This window comes from Aeromonas aquatilis (assembly GCF_054052405.1).
Map to the genome: position 1 here is coordinate 20,015 of NZ_JBSTYP010000044.1, position 19,771 is coordinate 39,785.

Below are 19,771 nucleotides of genomic sequence, written 5' to 3' on the forward strand. Positions count from 1 at the left end.
AAAAAGGGGGCCATCAGGCCCCGTCATAACAGCGGGGCAAAATGCCCCGCATCATTTTTTACGCTGCTTTTTTGTGGATCATTTCAAAGAAGCGGCTCTTACCTGCCGGACGGCTCACATCGGCCAGCACTTCACCTTTCATGGTGAAATTGCCGTAGTCATCGGAGATCAGGCCGATGCCATCGGTCGGCGCCGGTTTCCAGCGCCACACGCGCAGGATCAGCGGGTCGCCGTTGGCATCGTTGATGCCGTCCATGACCAGCTTGAACTCGCGCCCGGTAGCCATCAGCGCTTGCAGGATCACTTGCAGGGATTTGGTGTACTTCACCGCCACCTCTGCATCAGTCACATCCTTACCGTCTTTGAAGTAGATACCGGCAGGGGTGACCACGTAGTTTTCCTTGCCGTCCACATCCAGCTGCGGAATGGTCTTGGGAGTGGTGGCGGTGGTTTTTACCTCCACCATGTTGGCCTTGGTCATGTCGATCATGAACTCGGTATCGACAAAGCTGTTTGCCGCCATCATCAGCTTCTCGGCTGGTACCTCTGCCGCAGTGGTGATGCTGTCCAGGCTGGCAGCCAGGGCGATAGCCAGGTTTTCCGGGCTGAAGTTGGTGCAGGTCAGATCCAGCTTGACCGAACTGATGCGGTCGGTGGAGTCCAGGTTGCCGCCGCCGCCCATGTTGTTCGGCAGGCTCTTTTGCTCCACGTTGTAACTGAGCTTCACATCGCTACAGTTACCGACCTGGCGGGTGTTGATGAACAGCTTGCCAGCGCCGATAAACGGGTGCTCTTTATAAATCGGGTTAGTCATAGGGATCACTCCAGATATGCCAATGGCACGTTATTGGGTTTCGATGTAGGTCAGGGTTGTAGTGAGGTGAACCGAACACAGCGGCAAGCCGGGTTCTGGTAGCACGAACATGGCCGGTTCTGTTTCTTCCATGGACTTGATCAGCAGCTGCTCCCCTTGCGGGGTGAACAGCACAAAGCCGCCGTGTTTGCGGGCCTCCTCCGTATCGAACAGCGCGATACGGATGTGATGCAGCGCCAGCCTGAGCAGGGCATCAGGGTCTGAATCCCGTTGCATATCCACCTTGAGGGTGGCGCGGATGTGGACGGTGTTTTCACGCTTGCGGCTGGAGCCGTTGGCCTCGGTCTTTTCCTTGAATGGCTCGATGGTGATGAGTGGCCACGTTTTGCGCCCCTCCAGGTAACTGAATACCCAACCACGCTTAACCACCGATTCGTAAACCTCCCCATCCTTGCCGACCACCGGCTTACCATCCTCGGTGAGCACCTGCTGGCGGCCACCGAATTGGATTACCAGGCGGCGCTCCAGCTCGTCATAGATCCGCACCGCCTTTACCTTGGCGCGGATCTCGGCAAGGGGGGTGTTCATGTCAAACATTGGCAATCCTCCTGGCAAACGCCTCCGCCATTTCATCCAGTGATGGCTCTATGTCCCCGTTGTCGATGGCCCGTTTGAACAGCTGATCGACACTGGGGCCGTGCAGCACGGCATAGCCAAGACGGTCAAACTCGGCCCACTCTTTCTTTTTCAGCTGAGACTGGTTCACCTCATTCGGGCGCACTGCCAGCCCGGTCACCCCGCTCATTTTCAGCTTGATGGCAAAGGCGCTGGCCATGGTGTGGCGAACACCTGGCGCTACCGCCACGCTCATCCCGCTGCGCACCCGGTTGCCAGACCGTTTGCGTTTATCGCGGGTTTCCCGGTACTCCTGCCGCATATCAAAGCGCGACAACAGCACAGGTCGAACGGTACCGCTCAAAATGGCGGTGTCGCTATTGGGGCCTGCTCGCTGGGTGACCTTGAGGTGTCGGCGGATGTAATCGGGGGTGAGGTTGACCCGTTCGGTGATGTAGTTGATGGCCTTGCGTTGGGTCTCATCAATCGCCTCGTTCACCACGGCGATGATGGTGCGTTTCACCACCCCAGGCATATCAACCCCCACCTCCTTGGCTATGAGGGCGATATCCTCATCGGATATGCCAAAATCATCAGATCTTCGCCGCCCCATAAACGATCTCCCCTACTGCATCCCCCTGCTCATCCACAGGTTCATGCAGCTCATAGCGGTCACCGCTCTTATCCAGCTGCAAGATGCAGCCGGTAGGCTCGATGCCCTTGATCTCGGGTTTGAGAAAACCGATCAGCCAGCGGTTGGCTATATGGCCGTCTGATCGGTTGTCGTAGCGGTTGGTAAATCCGCCAGTGGCGCCGCCAACATGCAGGTCATTGGTGATGGTCACCGTTACCGTGGTGCTAGTGGCGCCGTGTATTACTTTGCCGACCTGACCAGCGCGGCCTTGGTCATAGATGTGACCCAGGGCGCGGGCCAGTTCGTCAGTTACGCTCATTTGGTCAGCCTTTGATGATCAGGGATTGCTCATCCAGCCAGTCATAGGTCAGCTCACCCAGCCGCAGTTCGTCACCGGCCAGCACATCCAGTTCTTCGCCACGCTCGACCGGCTTGCCGTTGACCATGCAAAAATCTTTCGCCGGGCCACGGAACCCATAACGGGCTGTCGCCTTGGTGGTCATCAACTCCAGACCAGCCAGGCGCGGATTCAGCTGGTCGTCATCCTGGTCTGGTTGGTCGCCACCTTGGTTGAGCTGGGGTTGCATGGAGCCGCTTTTCAGCAGGTCGCTGGCGGCCAACGAGAACGCTTCACCCTCTCCACCAGTCGGTGGCAGCGGGTCACCAGTCGGCGGCAGCGGGTCACCAGTCGGCGGCAGCGGGTCACCAGTCGGCGGCAACGAGTCACCAGGCGGCAGCGGGTCGCTGTTGATTACCCATGGCAGGGGCTGGCCGGTGCTGGTCAGCTCCAGGGTTTTATCATCCAGCAGCCCCTGCAAGGTGGCCTCGTCCATGCCTTTCATCTGGTTGGCGGTCACGCCAAGCAATTTCAGTTTCTCTTTTACCGTCATGGCATCTATTCCCTATCCGGGTGGAATGGGGCGGGGCATTTTGCCCCGCCCGTCCAGTGATTACAGAATGTGGCCGGAACGCAGGGTTTCCGGGCGGGTGCAGAGCGCCATGCGGTAGCTCATCACCTCCAGCTCGACATAGCTGTCGCGCTTGGTGTCCGGGATGATGCGGGAATAGATCGGTGAGCCGTATTTGCCCAGGTCGGCAAAGGTTTCGCCGGGGGCCATCACATCCTGGAATACGGTGTTGCCCTTGCCGCTCGGGTAGAACTTCACCTTATCGCTTGGCAGGCTGATCTTGCCCTGGGCATCGCGCTGGTAACGCGACCAGTTGACCCCGGCAAACTGCACCGGCACGTTGCGGGTAGAACCGCCCATGGCGGCCACGTTCTCCGCAATCTTTTGCAGTTCGCGGAACTCGGGGTTTTTCATCAGCGCAAACCAGGCATCCTCGCCACAGCTGGCGTCAATGGTGCTGAACTGGGCGCCAGCGGCTGCATCTTCGATCTTGATGCAGATCTGGCGTTCAATCAGCTCGCGCAGATCGCCATCTTTGGCGGTGCTGAGCGGCAGGGCGACCGATGCCGGGCGAGACAGGTCAAACAGATCGTACATGTCGATCAGCACGGTGCCGTCTTTATCCACCACCTTGCCATCCAGTGCGTTGAGGTACATGTATTCCAGGGTCGCATCATGGTCAGTGAGGAGCGCTTGCTGGCGCACCGCTACCTCGGTCACGGCGGCGGCCACCATTTCATCAGCGGTACCGAACTGGCGCAGGAACGCCAATTCAGCGGCCATCAGCTTGGTACCTTCCCCGATCCGGTAGGTCGGGATCTGGGTCATCGCGCCCTTTTTGAAAGAGCGCTGCGGGATGGGCTCGCCCACTTGTTGCAACGGCAGGATGTTGAAGTGGTGTTCTTTCACATCCATGATGAAAGATCGGGTGTTGATCGGTTTGGCGGTAAACAGCCCGCTCTTGAGGATGCTCAAGCTGGGGTTGTATACCTTCTGAATCTCGCCGCTCATCGTGGTCATCGAGAAGGCGTCATTATTGAAAACGTCAGTCAGAATCATTGTGCTGCTCCTGCAATAAAAGGAAACGGGGCCATCAGGCCCCGTCAAAAGGTGTTGAGTGGTCAGACCGATTAGACGATCTCGGCACTCATGAAAATCTGCTTGGCTTCCAGCGCCTTGATGGCCGCCGCCTTGTTGGCGTCATTGAGCCCCGCCTTGAACTGGAGTTTGCTGGCCAGCATCATCGTCAGCGAACGGCTATAGACGCACTTTTGCGCAGCCGTGGTCGCATCTACCCCGCCATATAACACCCCCTCAACGGTCTGACTGCCATCAGAGGCAGCAGGATCCCAGGAGACCAGTTCACCAGTGGCGGTGACCTTGCCCAGCACCATGGCGGTGGGGTAATTGGCGCCCGCTTTCAGCTTGCCGGTTGTGCGGCACATGCCGGGGTGAACTTCAAAAATCAGGTGTTCGCCAGGGCGAACGATAAGGTCTTTCTTCATCATGATGATGTGTCCCTTGATGGATTGGTGTGGGGTCGCGGATTACTGCAAATGTTTGTAGGCGTTGGCCCACATCGCGGTGTTTTTTTCAGCCTGGTCACCCAGGCCGCTATCGTGGTGGCTGGTGATCTTGTCCTGGGTCGCCGCCTTGATGGCCAAAAAGGCTTTGTTGGCCTCCTCGGCACTGGCCCCGTTGTCGATGTAGTGATCGGCCATCTTCTCCAGCCCCATTGCCGTGGCTGCGGCCCTGATGGCTTTGACCCGCTCGCGTTCTGCCAGGATGGGATCCTTGTTCTTATCACTGGCATCGGCTGGCGGGGTGTCGGCCTCGTCATCACCTGCTGGGGAGCTAGGTGGATCAGCAGGTGGGTCGCCCGCTGTGTCACCACCAGGATTATCTGCCGGGTCATCGGCTGGCGGGTCTGTTGCATCAGGTTCATCCTCCAGCTCCTTGGCGTTGATGGCGATAAATGCGCCATCCATACGCACCACCCCGGCAGGGCTGGTATTGCCCAGTACGGCGCTGATGTTCGGCGGCAGGGCGGCCATGGTCATGGGTAGGATGATCTGACGGGCAACCAGCGGCAGGTTGTCAGGAAGATCGGCAGTCGGCATCAACTGGGCGCCTTCGTCTGGGGCCAGGGCCTTGGCACTCTCTTTATCGAGCAGTGCAACCGCCTTACCCTCGCCATCCAGCACCTCATCAATGAAACCGGACTCCTTGGCTTCGGCGGCTGTCATCCAGGAGGCATCTTCGATATCACCATCCATGATGGCGTTGATCTCCTCCAGGCTCTTGCCGGTCTTGCTGACGTAGATCCCGGCCATCTGGCTATCAATCTTGTCCAGCAGGGCGGCCCGCTGGCGCAGCGCCTTGGCGTTACCCCAAACCCCGGATGAGGCGCGATGCACCATAAACATGGTATTGGGGTATGCCTCCACCTTGTTGCCTGCTGCTGAGATAACAGTGGTCATGGAGCAGGCCCAGCCTTCAATCCGCATCAGCACATCCCCATCATGCTGTTTGAACGAATTGTAAATGGCGGTACCGTCCACCACATCGCCGCCCTTGCTGTTGATGCGAACCAGCAGATCCGTACCGCGCAACTCGTTCAGCAATGACGCTATGGCCGTGGCAGTGACCCCGCCACCCGTCCAATAATCTTCCCCGATAACGTCATAGATCATGACTTCGGCGCGGGTACCATCCGCTGAGGCGGCCACCTTTACCGGGTGACCGGCCAGCAGCTTGGCCGCCGCCTCCAGCTTCTGCGCCAGTATGGTTTTTTTCATTTCGCTTTTTCCTCTGGGTCTGTTTGCAGCACATTGCTGGCGAGAGTCATTACCTCTTGCAGGCCGCCATTTTTGTCCGTTGCCGCAGGGTTCGAGTCGAACACCAGTTCGCTGCTTTGCTCCTTGGCAAACTGTTCGTCCACCCGGTCAATATCGTTGCCACGCTGGGCAACCTTGTCTCTGCGGGTTTCCAAACCGGCTCGCATTTCGATCACATCCGCCATCACATCTTTCAGCCTGTCGGCGCTCTCGAACTTGGGCGGGATCCAGGTCGGCATATAGGCATGGGGATTACTCCAGTACCCCGGCAGGCTGACCATTCCAGCCATTACTGCCGCATCGGCAAACCAGCGAGCGACCTTTTCACACCAGCGGGCGATCATCAGGTTCCATTGCAGGCGCTCGATACGGCGGCGGAAATCCAGCATCCCGAACTTGAGGGCGGAAAAGCTGACACCCTCCAGGTCGCCGGTCATCTGCTCGTAGGTCATCCCGGCAGCCTTGGCACTGGCCCGCAGTTCTGTCTTGAGCCAAACCGTATGGTTCGGCCCAATATCAGGCAGGTCTGGAAACTCGATGGTCTCATCGTCATAGAGGTAGTGAAGGCCGCCAGGGGTGATCCGTTCAATCGGGTCACCGCCATCCGTTTCACCATCTGGCTGGCCAACGTCCCCCGCTCCTGCTACCTGGTTGCTCTCTAGCGGCAGCCCAGCCTGGGGCGTCTTGCGACTGATGAAACCGCCAAACAGCGCCGATACTTTGGCCCTGACCAGCATGGCATCCTGCATTTCATCAATCTCGTACAGCCTGACCAGGATGGCCGACAACTCCGGCACCCCGCGCACCTGCCCGGCCTCCGTTCTGTCAAACAGATGAATCATGTCGGCGGCAGGTACGCGGATCCGGTTCAACGATGCCAGCGGGCTGATATCCCCCGACTGGTTGAGGTGGTAGAACGTGCGTTCGCCATCACTGGAGAACTGCACCCCCTGAACGATGTTGCGGAACGGGTCGTTAAATCGCTCATCAAGCTGGTGAGACGGCAGCACATGCAACCGCAGCGGCACAATGCCTGGGTGCTCGTTGATGCTGACAAACCGGCGTTTGGTCAGTGACTCCCCACCGCTGAATGACTCCCGCGCAACCAGAGCTTGCAGGCCGCCGATATTGTCCAGACCATCCGCATCACAATGCTTGATCCAGCAATCCCACAGGGCCTGGAGGATAGGGTCTGCCCATTTGGCCGTGATCCCCGTCCCGACCAGGTTATCCACGTAGGTGTTGCAAGCGGTCTTGGCATAGGCGTGATTGCGGATGGCATGGATGGAACGGCGCCGCAGGGCTGACAGTGACCGGCTCAGCTCATGATTGATCCCACCGGTACCCAACCCTTTGCCGCCCATCCGGTAACCCTGCCCTGCTCCTTCAAACTGGGCCTTGATGCGGGGGCCTTGCGACACACCACCGGATATCCGTGACTTATGGGTAACCGATTTGATGTTCATGTCAGCCCCTTGTCAGATCGGATGTAAACGACTCTGCGCCGTGGGCTGAGGTGGCGCAGGATCTCTTTCTCATATGCCTCCAGCTCCTTCATGGTCACATCACCGTACTTGATACGGGTACCACCATGCTGGAACTCACCCACTCGATCCCCGATGGCCAGCTTGCGCATTGCATTGCGGATAGCATCAAGGTCTGCTTGCGTATAACTCATGGTGGCTCCTTACACGCCTCCGGTAACGCGACCGGCACGACTGCGGCGCGGCTTGTTGGTACGTTGCGCCTTCCCCTGGATCAGCTGCCGCATCGACTGCGCCAGCGTCTTGAGATCAAGCGCGAACATCTGCTTGGATAGGCGGATCATCGCCAGGTTGCCGACCAGGCAATCCAGCGCCTCATCGCCTTCGGTGCTGCTGCGCATCTTGAAAACGAACTGGAGCTTGCGGCCATTATCGACCAGCACTTTGATGGCGTTGGTCGCCTGCTTGGCCCACTTCTCGTTACACCAGTCAGCGATAGGCAGGTGCATGTAACGGGGTTGTGGGCCAGTGCCATGGCGCGGTTGTTTGTAGCGGCTGAACATGGTTTCTTTGCCACTATCGGTACCGATATGGCAGAGCCAGGTACCGATGTTTTTCCCCTTGGTGGTCTTGTGATAGTTGGCGATGGGATCGCCATAAACACTGGAGCCCTTGCAGGGTATTACCTGGTGCGGCGGGAACCGGCTGGCAAAGTCAATGACCTCATCCCAGTTATGACCACCGGTATCAATCCCCATCCTGCTGATGCGCAGCTCAACCCCGCTTTCGTGCATCCATGGCTGGCGCAGGTACTTTTCAAGGTTGTTCCACACCTCTTGCTGGCTGGGGTCACCGGGGTGGATCACATGATCCAGCACCCAATACTCCTCCTCCTCCCCCCAGGCCACCGTGGTGGTCTCAAGGCGTGAGCTGGTTTGCACATCGGTAAAGCTGGTCAGATAGAGCCCGCCAGCTGGCACCTGGGCCATCCACCGTTCGCGCCGGTCGATAAGCAGCGAGTGATCCAGCTTTTCACCGGTTGCCGGGGTGTAGTCCACCCCCAGATCCGTGTTGAAAAATGCCTGACGGGTCAGCGGGTCATCCTTGTCGTCATACCATCGCTGCACCATGTTTCGCCATGGGTCGCGGGTTGACAGGTAGCCCGGCACATAAAAACAGATGCGGCGGGCCCGGATCGGCTGGTTGCGATGGTCTAAATAGTCCAACCCGTTTCGCGTCCATACCCCGGTGTCCGGGTCTTTCCATATCCCTTGGCGGGCAAGCTCCAGGTAATCGGAGTGGGTGAAGTCCTCGCCACAACTGCGGCAGCGGTAGCGGGCGGTGTCCGGGTCGCGGTTGTCCCACTTAAACCCGTAACTCGCCTCTCTACTCGTCCATTCCAGGTGCTGTTCTTCACCGCAGTGGGGGCACGGCAGATGGAACCGCAGATGGTGGTTTGCCTTCTTGGATAGCCGCTCAATGTGGCTTTCCCCGGTCTTGGTAGGGGTGGTACCCAGAATCTTCTTGGGCCAGGCTGAGCCGTTGGTGCGCTTGAACATCAGCGGCCATGGAGACCCCTCTTTGCCGCTCTTGCCCTGCAAGTTGGTCACAAAGGCGTTGATCTCATCGCCTATGGCCACATCAACAGAGTCGCCCCGGTAGTTCCCCGCAGACTGACCGCCTTGGCAGCGCAGTGTTGCCCCGATAAAGGTCTTGAGGTTTACCGTATTGCCGGGCCCCTTTTTTCCAACACTGGGGAAAATCGGGTGGAGTTTTTTACAGTCCCGCAGCGCGTGATCCAGCTCGGTGGCGACAAACTTCTCTATCGCCTTATCGTCCTCCCGCCAGAAACCAACGTTCCGGCGCTTGTGCTCGATCAGGTAGAACATGGCCGCCAACAGCATCTTGGTGTAACCGATGCGGGCGCCCTTGTAGAGGTAGATTTCATGCACATCATCGCAGCCCATGGCGTTGAGGATGGCGATCTGAAACGGGTCTGTTTCCCAGTCACCAGAGGTATATGAGGACTCCGGTGATAGCTTGAAAAATTCATCTGCCCAGGCCACCGCCGTGATGGGTTCTTTACTGGTCAGCTGGGCCAGAATTTGGCGGATATTGCGGCGAACCGTTTTGATGCTTATCGAGGGGGCACAGCTCATTCGTCCTCCTCATCCTCCGGCTCATAGTCAGTCAGATCGATGTCGATGGCCGCAATGCTGTTTTTGAGCGTCACGATTTCTTTGTTAATGACGTTCAGCACCCGCTCTGGCATATCCGGGCTGGCCAACTTCACCTTTTGCAACATGCTGTCGCAGCGGGCGCCGATTTGTTCAACCACTCGAACCAGGGAGTCTGTCAGCAACCAAACAGGGACGTTCTCTTTGCGCAGGGCCTTGAGCCGTTCCTTGATGATCTCGTTATTGAGCCGCTTGCGCTCTCTATCCAGCTCACTGCCACCGTTCTCATCAGGGTCAGCTGGGCCGCCCTCCTCCATGGCTCGGCCTGCCTTGAGATAGGTTATGTATTCCTGCACCGCTTTCTGGAGGTTCATGCCCCCTCGCCCGGATGAGCGGTGCATATGCCCCTGAGCTTGCAGGTTGCGGATCTGCCGGTCGGTCAAACCAATGAACTCGGCCACTTCGGTCTGGGTCGCCATGGTCAAAACTCCCTTGCAATGGTGTGGGCCCGGCATCTTGAGGGGTGAACCAAAAAGAGCTGGCAGCGCTACCGTTTCCGGGCCCACGCCATTGCATTGATGGGGCGGGGCAAAATGCCCCGCAGTGGAATAAAAAAGCCTCCGCAGAGGCAAACCGTCACTTTCGGGTGAACAGGGTGGCAGGTACTTCGTGTTCGTTGGGGCAGCCCAGGCTGCCAAAATGCAGCGGGAAGGTTTTGCCGCACTCGCTGCACTCGTAGCAAACCCCCTCGCTGGCAATCTCCTCTCTGGCTGCATAGACCAGATGCTCAATCGCCTCTTGCAGGCAGGCGCGGGCATGTTTGACCGACTCACCGGCATTGCTGGCCGCCGATAATCGGGTTAGCAGCTGATTGGCGTTCGTCTCAAGCTCAACAATCGCGCTATAGGTGGTGCTCATCCCTTGCTTACCTCCAGCTTTGACACCCGGCGATCCAGGTCGCGGGTATCGTCATTCAACGATTCAATGGCCTTGCTGGTGTTGGTATCCACCTGCTTTAGGTCGTTGACGATGGTGGTGAATCGCTCGTCAGAGCTGGCCAGCTTGGCAGCCATCACGGCAATCCGTTCGTTCGCCTTGGCCCCCTGGTTTACCAGCTCTTTCTGGGTGTCCAGCATCTGCTTGCCCTGCCAGACCACAATGCACTGGAGCGCAATGAACAGGTACCCGGCTACTTTCAGCGCCGTGGCGATGTTAATCTCATGGCCAGGCAGCTGGCTGGTGCTACTCGGTTCGGCCATCTTGCCCCCCTCTGGCGGTTCGCCAGTCTCGCAGCAAAGCCTTGTCGTAGTCGCACAGGGCGATCACCAGGTAAAGCTGCTTCATGTATCGGTCAATGTCCCGGTTCGTTGCCAATGGGCCGCTCGGCTCCGGTAGCGGGCAGGGACGCATCAGGCTGGCCGGTGGCAGCACTGTTTGCGTGATAGTCTTTTCCACGATAACGGTCTCTGGCTTCGCGGTGCAGCCGCTGAACAGCGAGAGGCACAGGAGCATCAGCCCAAGCCTTAACATCAGGTTGCTCATTCTCTAGGGCCTCCATCGCCCCCTGTAACTCTGTGAATGCTTCGTTAAGCGCCAGGTGCCTTTTCTCGGCCTCTTGCTGCGCCTTCAATTCGTCATCCAGGGCCCTTTTCAAGGTTGCCGTGGTGCTCCGTTCGGTAGCCAGGGCGCTGGATGTGGCTTGCAGCTCCAGCTTGGTGGTGCCTAGCTGCTGTTGCAGGTCATCGAGCTTGCTGGCCTGTTGCCGCTGCTCCAGCCAGTTGGTGGCCAGATTGCCCAGGGTGGCGATGGCTACCATGCCCAGGATCAGAAAAGCCGCTGGCCAGATCCATGGCGCAAGCGGCTTGGTGACAATGCTCATAGGGTCAGCCTTTTGTAGATGAGACGAATGGCCGGGGCGTAGCCTCTGGTTTCCTTGGCATGTCTCCCGGTGACCTGATGCAAGCAGGCCATGATCTCCGCATAGAGCGGCGGCCCACCGCACAGCTTCTGGGCCTTGATGATGTTACCGGCGCCGCCGTTGTAGCTGGCCAGCGCCAGGTTGTGGCGATCTTCCTCCGGGCGCGGGCTTTTCCAGATGGCCCGCTGCCGGTACATGTACCAGGCTCCGGCCTTGATGGACTCCCCCGCATCATGGGGCCCTGCCAGGGTGCCGCTGACCTGTTGCCACTCGGCCCAGGTACCCGGCATGAACTGGGCAATGCCCCTGGCCCCTGCCGGGCTGATGGCGTTCGGGTTGAGCTGGCTCTCCTGAATCAGTTGGGCCTTGTATAACCGCCAGTCTAGCATCGGCATCCACTCGCGGGATGCAGCGCGGATCTGTAGGTCATACCGGTTAGGCCATGGTGATGGCCAGCAGTAGAGCGACCACAGTGAAGCGAACAGACAGATAAATAGACTGAGAATGCGCATCGGCTTTACTCCACCAGGTATCAACATCGGTATCAGTGATGTTGTCGATTTTCTTGATCACCCAGAACAGCAGCGGCAGCATGATGCAGACGCGCACCAGCGAGCTGAGCACCTGCATGATCAGCAACATGAAATCCGGCGACATAGGTAACCTCCAGGTATAAAAAAAGGGCTCGCAGCTGCGGGCCCTTGAAAACTGATCACTAACTTGAGTCACATGTATCCGGGAATTACCCCACGATGGATAAACGTTATCGCTTATACCGTCAAAAATCAATATGCGGATAAGATAAGTGTCACATTTTGATATTTTTCGTTACGGGGCATTTTGCCCCAGGGTAGATGGCGAACATATCTACTGGATAACACTCCAGCATCTGGAGACAAAAACGAACAAAGCCAGCTTTCGCTGGCTTTGCCGGTAACTTTCCTTGGTCGGTGGACTAGGGCCTGACCTCCGTGAGGATACCTCCCAACCTTCCCTCTGTTTAAGTTTGACGGGCTCAAGTCCACATCCCTGTCAAACCGATCCGGTTCGCTATAGTGTCCGGCTGCATAGGTTCCCGTTAAACATAGCATACCGAAAAAGATGTTCAAGCTGTTTGTTTTTCGGCCTATATCCAGCGCCCATATGTCACTGCACTGGTACGGCTATTCCGTTTTCAACAACATCATGACAGTGCATTCCCATCCCAACCATTTTTTCTATCGCCCGCAATGCATCCTCTTTAGACTGGCAATTGCACTCATTCAGGTATGCCTCCAAGTGCTTCTTGGCTAACAGTTCAACCTCTAACTCAGCTGCAAATCCCTTTTGTTTTTCCATTGCTCACCTCGCATTGCCTTTATGTCAAAAACTACGCCATCAATAGATCTTCCCACCGCTTTTTGCCCGGTTCTCTCGCTTGTGGTCTGCTCGTTTGGCGTTATAGACCAGCTTTTCACGAATGGCGCTTTCCAGGTCGAAATGGTAAGCCTCTGCTACCGTCAGGCACATATCAATCAGGAAGTCATATTCAACCGGCTGGCGCAGGATGCGATGCCCCATGCCGTGGATTTCGTTCCCCCAAAGTTTCGATGCCAGCAGGCAGTTGATGCCGGTCAAGCCAAGGTGCTTGACTGCCATGGTGCTGTGACCTGTCACCATATGGACGAACTTGCCAAGGTATGAATCCCGGTCAACCGTCAATCTTGGCGAAAAACGCCAACCGTAGCGGCCAGCGAAATCAAGCGCCCGGATCATGGTGTCGGCCAGCTCAACCTCAGCCATCTTGCGGTGTGGCAAGTGGTCATCCATCAACCCTTTTCGGTCGCCCTCTGTAGCCTCGGCAATCTCGGTATTAACCAGTTGCAGGGTCTGGAACGGGCATCTATCAAGGTCATCCCACCAACCTACAGCGCGGTTTTGCTCGAATATTTCCACGGCAAGCTGGTTGATCGTCTCTACCGTCATCCGCCCATTACTCACCTTGCGTTCATTCTGCATGTTCGGTCTCCTTATCCTGCTGTTTAGCCGCCTCTCTCCGCTCATTCAAGGCCCCCCGAAAGTAATCTTGATGCTCTAGGGGGGTTGCATTGATCGCGTCTTGAATGGCCAGGCGGCCTATCTTTTTGGTCATGGCCAAGGTGATCAGCTGGTCGGCCTTGGCGTTCAGTTCTTCCCGCTCCAGCTCCGCGACTCTGGCGCTGAGCTGTTCATGGTGTTGGTGTTTGAGCAGCTGCCCCAGCATCTGTTCGCGCTGGGCCTTGCCGTTCCCCACCTGCCACAACAGATAGCGGGCCTGCTTATCCAACTCGATAGCAAGCCGCTCAGACGGCGGCAGCTTGGCCAGGTTAAACATGGTGGCCACCGGCACATTGCCAGGCCACCGGTTGTACGCCTGCCGTCAGTCTGCTGGCCATGAACAGCAGGGCCAGCATCAGCAGCACCATCAGCAAGGAGCGCATCCGCTTTGCTCCTTCATCTGGTTGACTATCGACTCCATGGCGGTGACCGCTGATATCTCGGCACCATCGAACAGCTGAACATAGGCGCGAACCCCATTCCACTTGGCCGATAAACAGGGTTCGCTGACCCTGGCTATCGCATTCGGTGAAAGGAAGTGCTTTTGACCTCTTGAGTCGGTGATCTCAATCATGCCGATGGCTCCTGTTCCGACTCCGGGACGTAGTTGCGGCGAATGTCGCACAGCAAGCGGCTGTTGGCGGCGCCGGTCTCACTCACCAGATCGACAAATACCCGATGCAGCGACTGATTGCCGCCAAGGTCTGGCCAGGCATAGAACCCTCTCACCCGATACGGATGCCATGCCCCGGTGCTGGCCAAGTGGATATGCACGATCTCGTTGGGTTCTGGCAGCACATTGCCAGCGCTCTTTGACGGCAGGAAACAGGGGCCGGGCCACAGTTCGACAGGATCCATGGCCACTATTTGCCCCGGTACCGCTTTGTCCTTTAGCAGGGAGTCCAACAGGCTGGCATCGGCACTGATGAACGGTATCCCGCCCAGCTTTTTCTCCAGCGCATCGGTGCGAGCCAGCAGGTCATCGCTGATGCTGGCCAGAGCGCTCTCGCGGCTCAGCAGGGTCGCCGTGCGGCGAGCCAGATCCAGGATATTCTGGCCGTGCTCGATAACGTCCAGGTAGCGATCTGTCTGCTCACCCCAGATCAGCACCAAGGCCGCCTTCACATCGACCTCGCCGGGTTTCAGGATCAGATAGTCATCGGTACCGTTGGCCCATGCCTCCATCTGCTCCGCATAGTCTTGGCAGACGGCGCCTGATGCCAAATTGAACCGGCTCACCTTATCGGACAACTCGCACACCTGGGCGGTAGCATCTTGCAGCTGTTCGACCAGCTGGCAAACCAGGTCTAACCGCTCAGCATCGGCGGCCAACGGGGTCAGCCAGTTGGTGGCCTGCTGGGTAAAGTGCAGGGCATGACTGTCTGCGGTATGCAGGGGGATCATGCTGATGTATTCGGCGGCCTGCTGAGCCGCCTCCCGCCACTTCTTCTGTTCGGCCAGCATGGTATCGCGCTCCACCTGTAACCGGCCCATCACCGCCACGGCTTCATCCAGGCGGCGCTGGAGATCGACCGGATCGCTACTTGGTTTCATGCTGCCTCCTGCTGCTGCTGTTGGTATTGGGCCAGCCAGGCGGCGGCCTTGACGGTGCAGGCATTGCGGATCTGCTCTGCCCCTTTGTGTCCTACTCCCTTGATCTGCATCAAGGCGCTGGGTTGGCGGCGGGCCGCTTCCCACATGTTGCTTATCCCGCCAGCGATCAGCGCCTCGGTCAGCTTGGGGGTCAGCCCAAGCTCACTGATTGGCAGCTCTTGCGCCCACTCGGCGCGGGCCAACAGGTGGGGATGGCTATACTGGAGCGCATCAATGATGAAGTGGTGCATGTCCTTGATAGCATCCATCGGCGCTATGTCGGCAGCCGGTACCGCTGGCAGGATGGGGATCAGCCACTGGCTGATCATGATGCTGCAACCAGAACCATCCGCCCGCATCAGGTGCAGTTTCCAGGGCAGATCGTTGATAAATTCCTGGCTGTTGGTGTTGGCCCCTTGTGCCAGCAGGTAAACCCACCAGAGCGCCCCGGAATCATCGCGGTAATCCTTGCGCAGGTGCTCACCCCATAGCAGCTCGAAATGCTTGTAGGTGGCCTGCTCGTTGATGATCTCCTGACGGCGCAACAGCTCGGCATCCTGCTCGTCAATGGCGGCCAGCGCGGATGTGAGTCGGCTATTCAGCTGGTTGATCTGGTGCCGGTAGTGGCTAACGTCATTCTTGAGGGCCACCGTTTCACTCACCAGCTCATCTACCCGCACATTCTTGGCCTTGAGCTTGTTTTTCAACCCTACCGGGTCAAGCTCCTTGAGCTGTTTCAGCTCCCGTTCGGCGTTGCGCTGCGCCAGGTTGGCGGCGATGCGCTGCTGTTCTGCCTTGGCGGCGGCATTCTGGGCATCCTGCACCGCCCGCTCTGCCTCCTCCAGCTGGCCCAACAGGGCTGCTTTCTCCGCCTCCTGCTCGCTCTTGAGGCTGGCAATCTGGCTCAGCAACTCATTTCGCTTGGCTTGTGACTGGAGCAGATCCTCATCGAGCTTTTCCGCCATGTCGCACAGCTTTTCATAGTCATCTATGTCGCTGTTGATGCACTCCAGCACCATTTGAACGTTGGCCTGGAGCAAGGTGCCGAATGCACCGATGGCGGTCTTGGCTGAGTTGGGCGGCATATCCATGATCATGCCGATCTGGCTGGCCAGCGTTGTATGGGCCCGGCTAAGGGCCTCGCTTGCGTTCATTTTGGTCTCGGTAGTCATAACAAATCCCTGTTTCAGGCCGCTTTCTGCGCCTGCTGGTAGCGCAATCTGGCCGTATCGAACTCACTGCCCATGATTTCCGTCATCACCTCGCCCAGAGCGGCAGAAGTGCCGAAATAGAGCGTTCCATCGACAAAAAACATGGTGTAACCGGAAAAAACCAGGTTGCCCCAGTCGGTACCCATAGCCTTGTAAAGCGGCTCTAAATCGACCGGTTTAGGGGCCATTTCGTAGTATTTTTTGATGAAATCAGCCTGTTCCTGGCCCTTTCCCTTCACTTTTGACGTTCTCGGGCTGGATATCTGGGTTTGGCGGTTCGGTTTTGTCCAAAAATCCCGATCAGCACGGTCGTAGTAGTCGTTGAGCACCAGGTTGGCGAACTCATATGAATGAAGGTTGTGGCTGAACATGGGGCGCCCATTGAACTCGGCGGCCACTGCCTTTGCACCCGCCAAAAGCACATCTTTGGCAGCCTCTATCTGGGCATGGATGGCCAGAACTTCGGGATTATCGGTTTTGTAATAGCGGGTCATGATCTTGGCTCCGTGGCATGTCTCCAGGTAAAGCCAGCGTAATTCTCACGGCGGCCTTGCAGGCATTCAGAGACTAATGGGGGATAAAAGTTGTCTTTTTCGGTGGCGCTTACGCTGTCCCAACGGTATTCGGTGCCGTCATATTCACTGGTACCGATAACCGGGACGTTGCGGGTTGATCCATTAACAGGCAGACCAGCTGCCAAGCATCGCTTGATAATGGCGCTGATGGTCTTTTCAGAGGCGCCGGTCTCTTTGGCCAGGTCGATCTGCTTCTTGCCCTTGGTGCTGATGATGGCGGCCAGCACTTCGGCATTTTTGAGCTGGACGGTCACCCCTTTGATGGTGACCAGTGCGGGGTCTTTCATCACTTCCCATCCTCCAGCGCGGTGGCGTCCTCATAGCGCACAATAGCCTTGCTGTTGGGGTTCTTCTCCTCATCGAGCTGGACAAGGTAGCGAGCCCGGCCATCATAATTGACCTCGGTGATGGTGCCGGTGCCGCCGCCCTGGCTGCGCTGTACTGTCACCCGCTGGCCGACTGCCAAGGGGGCCTGAATGCCGTACACGCTAACCCAATCCCGCTCCAGCTGATCCTGGGCTGATGAAACCATGTAGTTGAACGAGTCAAAGGTATCGATCATGTCCCTGGTGATATCCCAACCGTGGTTATCATCCAGCGCCTTGGCCAGCTCATAGCCATCCATGCAAAAGAAGTATTCCGCGCAGATATCAGCGGCGGCCTGCTCTTTATCAACCTGGTCGGCACCGTTCGGATAGAGGCTGTTGACCAGCTCAAGCGCCAGCTGTTTCAGCTGTTCCTCTGTCAGCTCCGGGCGCGGTGGCGCATTTTGCCCCACCTGTTCCGCATCGCTGGCCAGCTGTTCGGTATGGCGAGTAACCCACCAGGCAAATGGCCCCTCCTCGGTGTCATAGATGGCGATCAAAAACCACCCTTCCCCAACCGGGCGCGGTACCGGCAGCAACCGCAGATCCCCGTCTTTTGCCACTCGGCCACCAGTTCGGCGGATTTCTCCTCGCTGATATCTCGATTATCTGCAAGCGCATCGATCAGGTCGATTTGCAGATATTGGGTGATCTGCTGCTCAGCCAGCCAGGCGTTGATTTCCGCCTGGGTGGTCGATTCGTCCCAGCTTTTCGGGATGCCTGGGTGGGAAAACTCGCCTGATTTGGTGAATGTCACCGGGATCTCAGTTATCAAGTCCATTTTGAATCTCCTGAATCATTCTTTTGTGCTGATTGGTGCAAAAATCGTTGCGGCGCTGGCAGTGGTCTCGATCCGCTTGGGTGGTGGCTAACCCTTTGGCTTCTCGCCAATATTTCGCGGCCTCGCACCAGTGCTTATGCCGTTCGGCCATGGCGGCGGCGCTGGAGACAGAGCGGTAAGCCTCTCTGACCTCCCTCGGCGCCATGGCCTTGGTCTCTTTTCCCGGTGTCATGCCTGGGCTTCCTTGCCTTTTTGGTGCTGTTGCAGGTGGTGTACCAGCGTTCCCTCTGCCCGCAGCTGGGCGGCGCACTCGCTGGGTACCTGGATGATGGTGGCGCCAAGGAACGTGGCCCGGATGTGGTCGCAAATGCTGCTGTCGTCATCGATCAGCACCAGCTCATGGGGCTCTTTCTTGAAAATCGTCAGCAGGCGGCGGATCTGGTCGGCCTTGTACTCCGCAGCGGTTCGGCCATCGTTGTCATCGCGCATAAACAGCGGGGCCGGGGGGGCGGCGATGGCTTTCAGGCTGGATCGGGTGCTGGCCATTGAGGTGCGGGCGCGGCCAGTCAGATAAACCAGCTGATAGTGGGGGGCCAACAGGTGTAGCATGGCCAGGCGGTACCGGATCGGTCTGTCCTGTTCACATGCTTGGTTGAAGTTTTCCCATGACTGGGGATCGTGCAGATTGCTGGTCGGCATCAGGTCAGCGCGACCCAGGTTGTTTACCAGGGTGCCGTCTATGTCACAGGCCAGCAGCATCTGGCTGCTCGCATCTACCCCCAGCAAGATCTTGCTGTCTGGGTATATCAGTTCGGTCATCGTATTTTCTCCATCAGTGCGGGGCTGGCGGCCCCGTTTGTCTGCCAACGGCAGTGTTAAGATCCGATCACTTCAATGGCTCGCTGGTCTCCCATGGCGGCCATCTGTCTCAGCACAACCAAAGCGGCTGGGTGGCCCGGCCCCTTCTCCAGGGCGTAAAGCTCTATCGCCCGTTGCACCTCCTGCTTGTTCCCCACGGCCCGGTAAAGCATCGTTTTCCCGCATCCATCGGCATCAGCCAGCTGGCGCATCGTCAAGGTGCAATACTGGTTGGTGGTGCTCAGCTCCAGAGCCCGCTCAAGCAGTCTTTCCCGGCGCGTCTCCAGCCTGATCCGTGGCTTCGTTTGCTTGCTCATTCCCACCTCTTTTGTCAGGTAGCCCGTTCAGGGCGTCCCAGGTCTTGGTATCAGGTTCCTTGGTTTGGCGGCTCAGGCTGATGGGGGTTATTCCCCACCGGTCGGCAAGCTCTTTCATTGCCCACCCTTTCTGTTCAAGGGCGGTGCGGAATTGGCTTTTTTCTCGCTTCTTCCCTGGGCCGCCGCGACTCTTTTGCTTTGTGTCCATACGGTAACAATCTTAATATCAAAATTTAGGATATGCAAATAAGCATATTATGGTTTGTTTCCTATATACAGCACTGCATATTGCAATAACTCACCCTTTATCTATCTCTTTTCCATTCAATGGCTTGCCTATCATCCAAATTTTGATTTTCGGTGCTACCGGAACCGGAAATGGATGGGCATTTTTTTTTGCAAAAATCAGAGGCCCCCCGCGCTCACCGCCCCCCTCGTGGCAGGGGACGGCCCAGAAGAACCTTTTTCTGGCACGTCATTGACGTGCCACACAAAAACGGCAGAAGGTCGCTTGTAGCACGTCTGTTGCGTGCCTCAGTGGCGACTTGTGGCGTGCTGTTGGTGTGCTACATGCCTACCAGCGCAGGGGCAGGGGCAGGGGCAGGGGC

31 protein-coding genes are annotated in these 19,771 nt (G+C 57.7%); all 31 read right to left on the reverse strand.

Annotation, left to right across the window (positions count from 1 at the left end; translation table 11 throughout):
* Nucleotides 1-58: 58 nt before the first annotated feature.
* Entirely contained in the window at nucleotides 59-814 is a 756-nt protein-coding gene (locus ACW5W8_RS16675; protein WP_498628894.1) for a phage tail tube protein, read from the reverse strand.
* A 30-nt stretch (nucleotides 815-844) separates the two neighbouring features.
* Entirely contained in the window at nucleotides 845-1,411 is a 567-nt protein-coding gene (locus tag ACW5W8_RS16680; RefSeq protein ID WP_498628895.1) for a hypothetical protein, read from the reverse strand.
* On the reverse strand, nucleotides 1,404-2,042 hold the full coding sequence (locus ACW5W8_RS16685; protein WP_498628897.1) for a hypothetical protein: 639 nt from the start codon (nucleotides 2,040-2,042) through the stop codon (nucleotides 1,404-1,406). Before ACW5W8_RS16685 ends, ACW5W8_RS16680 begins: the two co-directional genes overlap by 8 nt.
* Complete coding sequence (locus ACW5W8_RS16690) at nucleotides 2,023-2,382, reverse strand: hypothetical protein (RefSeq protein WP_498628899.1); 360 nt, start codon at nucleotides 2,380-2,382, stop codon at nucleotides 2,023-2,025. The genes ACW5W8_RS16685 and ACW5W8_RS16690 overlap by 20 nt, the downstream gene beginning before the upstream one ends.
* Before the next feature lie 4 nt (nucleotides 2,383-2,386).
* Nucleotides 2,387-2,953: a hypothetical protein gene (locus ACW5W8_RS16695; RefSeq protein ID WP_498628901.1), complete on the reverse strand. Its 567-nt coding sequence runs from the start codon at nucleotides 2,951-2,953 to the stop codon at nucleotides 2,387-2,389.
* A gap of 60 nt (nucleotides 2,954-3,013) precedes the next feature.
* On the reverse strand, nucleotides 3,014-4,030 hold the full coding sequence (locus ACW5W8_RS16700; protein ID WP_498628903.1) for a major capsid protein: 1,017 nt from the start codon (nucleotides 4,028-4,030) through the stop codon (nucleotides 3,014-3,016).
* A 71-nt stretch (nucleotides 4,031-4,101) separates the two neighbouring features.
* Complete coding sequence (locus tag ACW5W8_RS16705) at nucleotides 4,102-4,479, reverse strand: head decoration protein (protein WP_447995942.1); 378 nt, start codon at nucleotides 4,477-4,479, stop codon at nucleotides 4,102-4,104.
* A gap of 39 nt (nucleotides 4,480-4,518) precedes the next feature.
* Entirely contained in the window at nucleotides 4,519-5,769 is a 1,251-nt protein-coding gene (locus tag ACW5W8_RS16710) for a head maturation protease, ClpP-related (protein WP_498628905.1), read from the reverse strand.
* Entirely contained in the window at nucleotides 5,766-7,274 is a 1,509-nt protein-coding gene (locus ACW5W8_RS16715) for a phage portal protein (RefSeq protein ID WP_498628907.1), read from the reverse strand. Before ACW5W8_RS16715 ends, ACW5W8_RS16710 begins: the two co-directional genes overlap by 4 nt.
* Nucleotides 7,271-7,486, reverse strand: coding sequence for a gpW family head-tail joining protein (gene gpW / locus ACW5W8_RS16720; RefSeq protein ID WP_498628909.1), 216 nt, complete (start codon nucleotides 7,484-7,486; stop codon nucleotides 7,271-7,273). Before gpW ends, ACW5W8_RS16715 begins: the two co-directional genes overlap by 4 nt.
* A 9-nt stretch (nucleotides 7,487-7,495) precedes the next feature.
* Nucleotides 7,496-9,451, reverse strand: a complete 1,956-nt coding sequence (locus ACW5W8_RS16725) for a terminase gpA endonuclease subunit (RefSeq protein WP_498628911.1) — start codon at nucleotides 9,449-9,451, stop codon at nucleotides 7,496-7,498.
* Complete coding sequence (locus ACW5W8_RS16730) at nucleotides 9,448-9,948, reverse strand: hypothetical protein (protein WP_498628913.1); 501 nt, start codon at nucleotides 9,946-9,948, stop codon at nucleotides 9,448-9,450. The genes ACW5W8_RS16725 and ACW5W8_RS16730 overlap by 4 nt, the downstream gene beginning before the upstream one ends.
* A gap of 157 nt (nucleotides 9,949-10,105) precedes the next feature.
* Nucleotides 10,106-10,387 carry a hypothetical protein gene (locus tag ACW5W8_RS16735; RefSeq protein WP_498628915.1) on the reverse strand — a complete coding sequence of 94 codons (282 nt, stop codon included), beginning with the start codon at nucleotides 10,385-10,387 and terminating at the stop codon, nucleotides 10,106-10,108.
* Nucleotides 10,384-10,728: a hypothetical protein gene (locus tag ACW5W8_RS16740; RefSeq protein WP_498628917.1), complete on the reverse strand. Its 345-nt coding sequence runs from the start codon at nucleotides 10,726-10,728 to the stop codon at nucleotides 10,384-10,386. The genes ACW5W8_RS16735 and ACW5W8_RS16740 overlap by 4 nt, the downstream gene beginning before the upstream one ends.
* Nucleotides 10,712-10,924, reverse strand: a complete 213-nt coding sequence (lysC, locus tag ACW5W8_RS16745; RefSeq protein WP_498628944.1) for an Rz1-like lysis system protein LysC — start codon at nucleotides 10,922-10,924, stop codon at nucleotides 10,712-10,714. The genes ACW5W8_RS16740 and lysC overlap by 17 nt, the downstream gene beginning before the upstream one ends.
* A complete protein-coding gene (locus ACW5W8_RS16750; RefSeq protein WP_498628946.1) occupies nucleotides 10,821-11,348 on the reverse strand; it encodes a hypothetical protein in 528 nt (175 codons plus the stop codon). Before ACW5W8_RS16750 ends, lysC begins: the two co-directional genes overlap by 104 nt.
* Complete coding sequence (locus ACW5W8_RS16755) at nucleotides 11,345-11,782, reverse strand: transglycosylase SLT domain-containing protein (protein ID WP_498628919.1); 438 nt, start codon at nucleotides 11,780-11,782, stop codon at nucleotides 11,345-11,347. Before ACW5W8_RS16755 ends, ACW5W8_RS16750 begins: the two co-directional genes overlap by 4 nt.
* Nucleotides 11,783-11,822: 40 nt before the next feature.
* Nucleotides 11,823-12,044: a hypothetical protein gene (locus ACW5W8_RS16760; RefSeq protein WP_199416499.1), complete on the reverse strand. Its 222-nt coding sequence runs from the start codon at nucleotides 12,042-12,044 to the stop codon at nucleotides 11,823-11,825.
* A gap of 489 nt (nucleotides 12,045-12,533) precedes the next feature.
* Nucleotides 12,534-12,725 (reverse strand): hypothetical protein, encoded by a 192-nt coding sequence (locus ACW5W8_RS16765; RefSeq protein WP_498628921.1) that lies wholly within the window; start codon nucleotides 12,723-12,725, stop codon nucleotides 12,534-12,536.
* Nucleotides 12,726-12,764: 39 nt separating this feature from the next.
* Nucleotides 12,765-13,385: a hypothetical protein gene (locus ACW5W8_RS16770; RefSeq protein WP_498628923.1), complete on the reverse strand. Its 621-nt coding sequence runs from the start codon at nucleotides 13,383-13,385 to the stop codon at nucleotides 12,765-12,767.
* Nucleotides 13,375-13,740 carry a DUF3283 family protein gene (locus tag ACW5W8_RS16775; RefSeq protein ID WP_498628925.1) on the reverse strand — a complete coding sequence of 122 codons (366 nt, stop codon included), beginning with the start codon at nucleotides 13,738-13,740 and terminating at the stop codon, nucleotides 13,375-13,377. Before ACW5W8_RS16775 ends, ACW5W8_RS16770 begins: the two co-directional genes overlap by 11 nt.
* 90 nt (nucleotides 13,741-13,830) lie before the next feature.
* Nucleotides 13,831-14,037 carry a hypothetical protein gene (locus ACW5W8_RS16780; protein WP_498628927.1) on the reverse strand — a complete coding sequence of 69 codons (207 nt, stop codon included), beginning with the start codon at nucleotides 14,035-14,037 and terminating at the stop codon, nucleotides 13,831-13,833.
* Nucleotides 14,034-15,017 carry a hypothetical protein gene (locus tag ACW5W8_RS16785; RefSeq protein WP_498628929.1) on the reverse strand — a complete coding sequence of 328 codons (984 nt, stop codon included), beginning with the start codon at nucleotides 15,015-15,017 and terminating at the stop codon, nucleotides 14,034-14,036. The genes ACW5W8_RS16780 and ACW5W8_RS16785 overlap by 4 nt, the downstream gene beginning before the upstream one ends.
* Entirely contained in the window at nucleotides 15,014-16,228 is a 1,215-nt protein-coding gene (locus ACW5W8_RS16790; protein ID WP_498628931.1) for a hypothetical protein, read from the reverse strand. The genes ACW5W8_RS16785 and ACW5W8_RS16790 overlap by 4 nt, the downstream gene beginning before the upstream one ends.
* Before the next feature lie 14 nt (nucleotides 16,229-16,242).
* On the reverse strand, nucleotides 16,243-16,761 hold the full coding sequence (locus ACW5W8_RS16795) for a Mu-Gp12 family protein (protein ID WP_498628933.1): 519 nt from the start codon (nucleotides 16,759-16,761) through the stop codon (nucleotides 16,243-16,245).
* Nucleotides 16,758-17,129 (reverse strand): hypothetical protein, encoded by a 372-nt coding sequence (locus ACW5W8_RS16800; RefSeq protein WP_498628934.1) that lies wholly within the window; start codon nucleotides 17,127-17,129, stop codon nucleotides 16,758-16,760. The genes ACW5W8_RS16795 and ACW5W8_RS16800 overlap by 4 nt, the downstream gene beginning before the upstream one ends.
* A complete protein-coding gene (locus ACW5W8_RS16805; RefSeq protein WP_498628936.1) occupies nucleotides 17,129-17,770 on the reverse strand; it encodes a hypothetical protein in 642 nt (213 codons plus the stop codon). Before ACW5W8_RS16805 ends, ACW5W8_RS16800 begins: the two co-directional genes overlap by 1 nt.
* A complete protein-coding gene (locus ACW5W8_RS16810) occupies nucleotides 17,704-17,988 on the reverse strand; it encodes a hypothetical protein (RefSeq protein WP_498628938.1) in 285 nt (94 codons plus the stop codon). Before ACW5W8_RS16810 ends, ACW5W8_RS16805 begins: the two co-directional genes overlap by 67 nt.
* Entirely contained in the window at nucleotides 17,972-18,220 is a 249-nt protein-coding gene (locus ACW5W8_RS16815; protein ID WP_498628940.1) for an ANR family transcriptional regulator, read from the reverse strand. The genes ACW5W8_RS16810 and ACW5W8_RS16815 overlap by 17 nt, the downstream gene beginning before the upstream one ends.
* Complete coding sequence (locus ACW5W8_RS16820) at nucleotides 18,217-18,807, reverse strand: HAD family acid phosphatase (protein WP_498628942.1); 591 nt, start codon at nucleotides 18,805-18,807, stop codon at nucleotides 18,217-18,219. The genes ACW5W8_RS16815 and ACW5W8_RS16820 overlap by 4 nt, the downstream gene beginning before the upstream one ends.
* Before the next feature lie 56 nt (nucleotides 18,808-18,863).
* Nucleotides 18,864-19,163, reverse strand: coding sequence for a hypothetical protein (locus tag ACW5W8_RS16825; protein WP_447995921.1), 300 nt, complete (start codon nucleotides 19,161-19,163; stop codon nucleotides 18,864-18,866).
* Nucleotides 19,164-19,771: the final 608 nt, after the last annotated feature.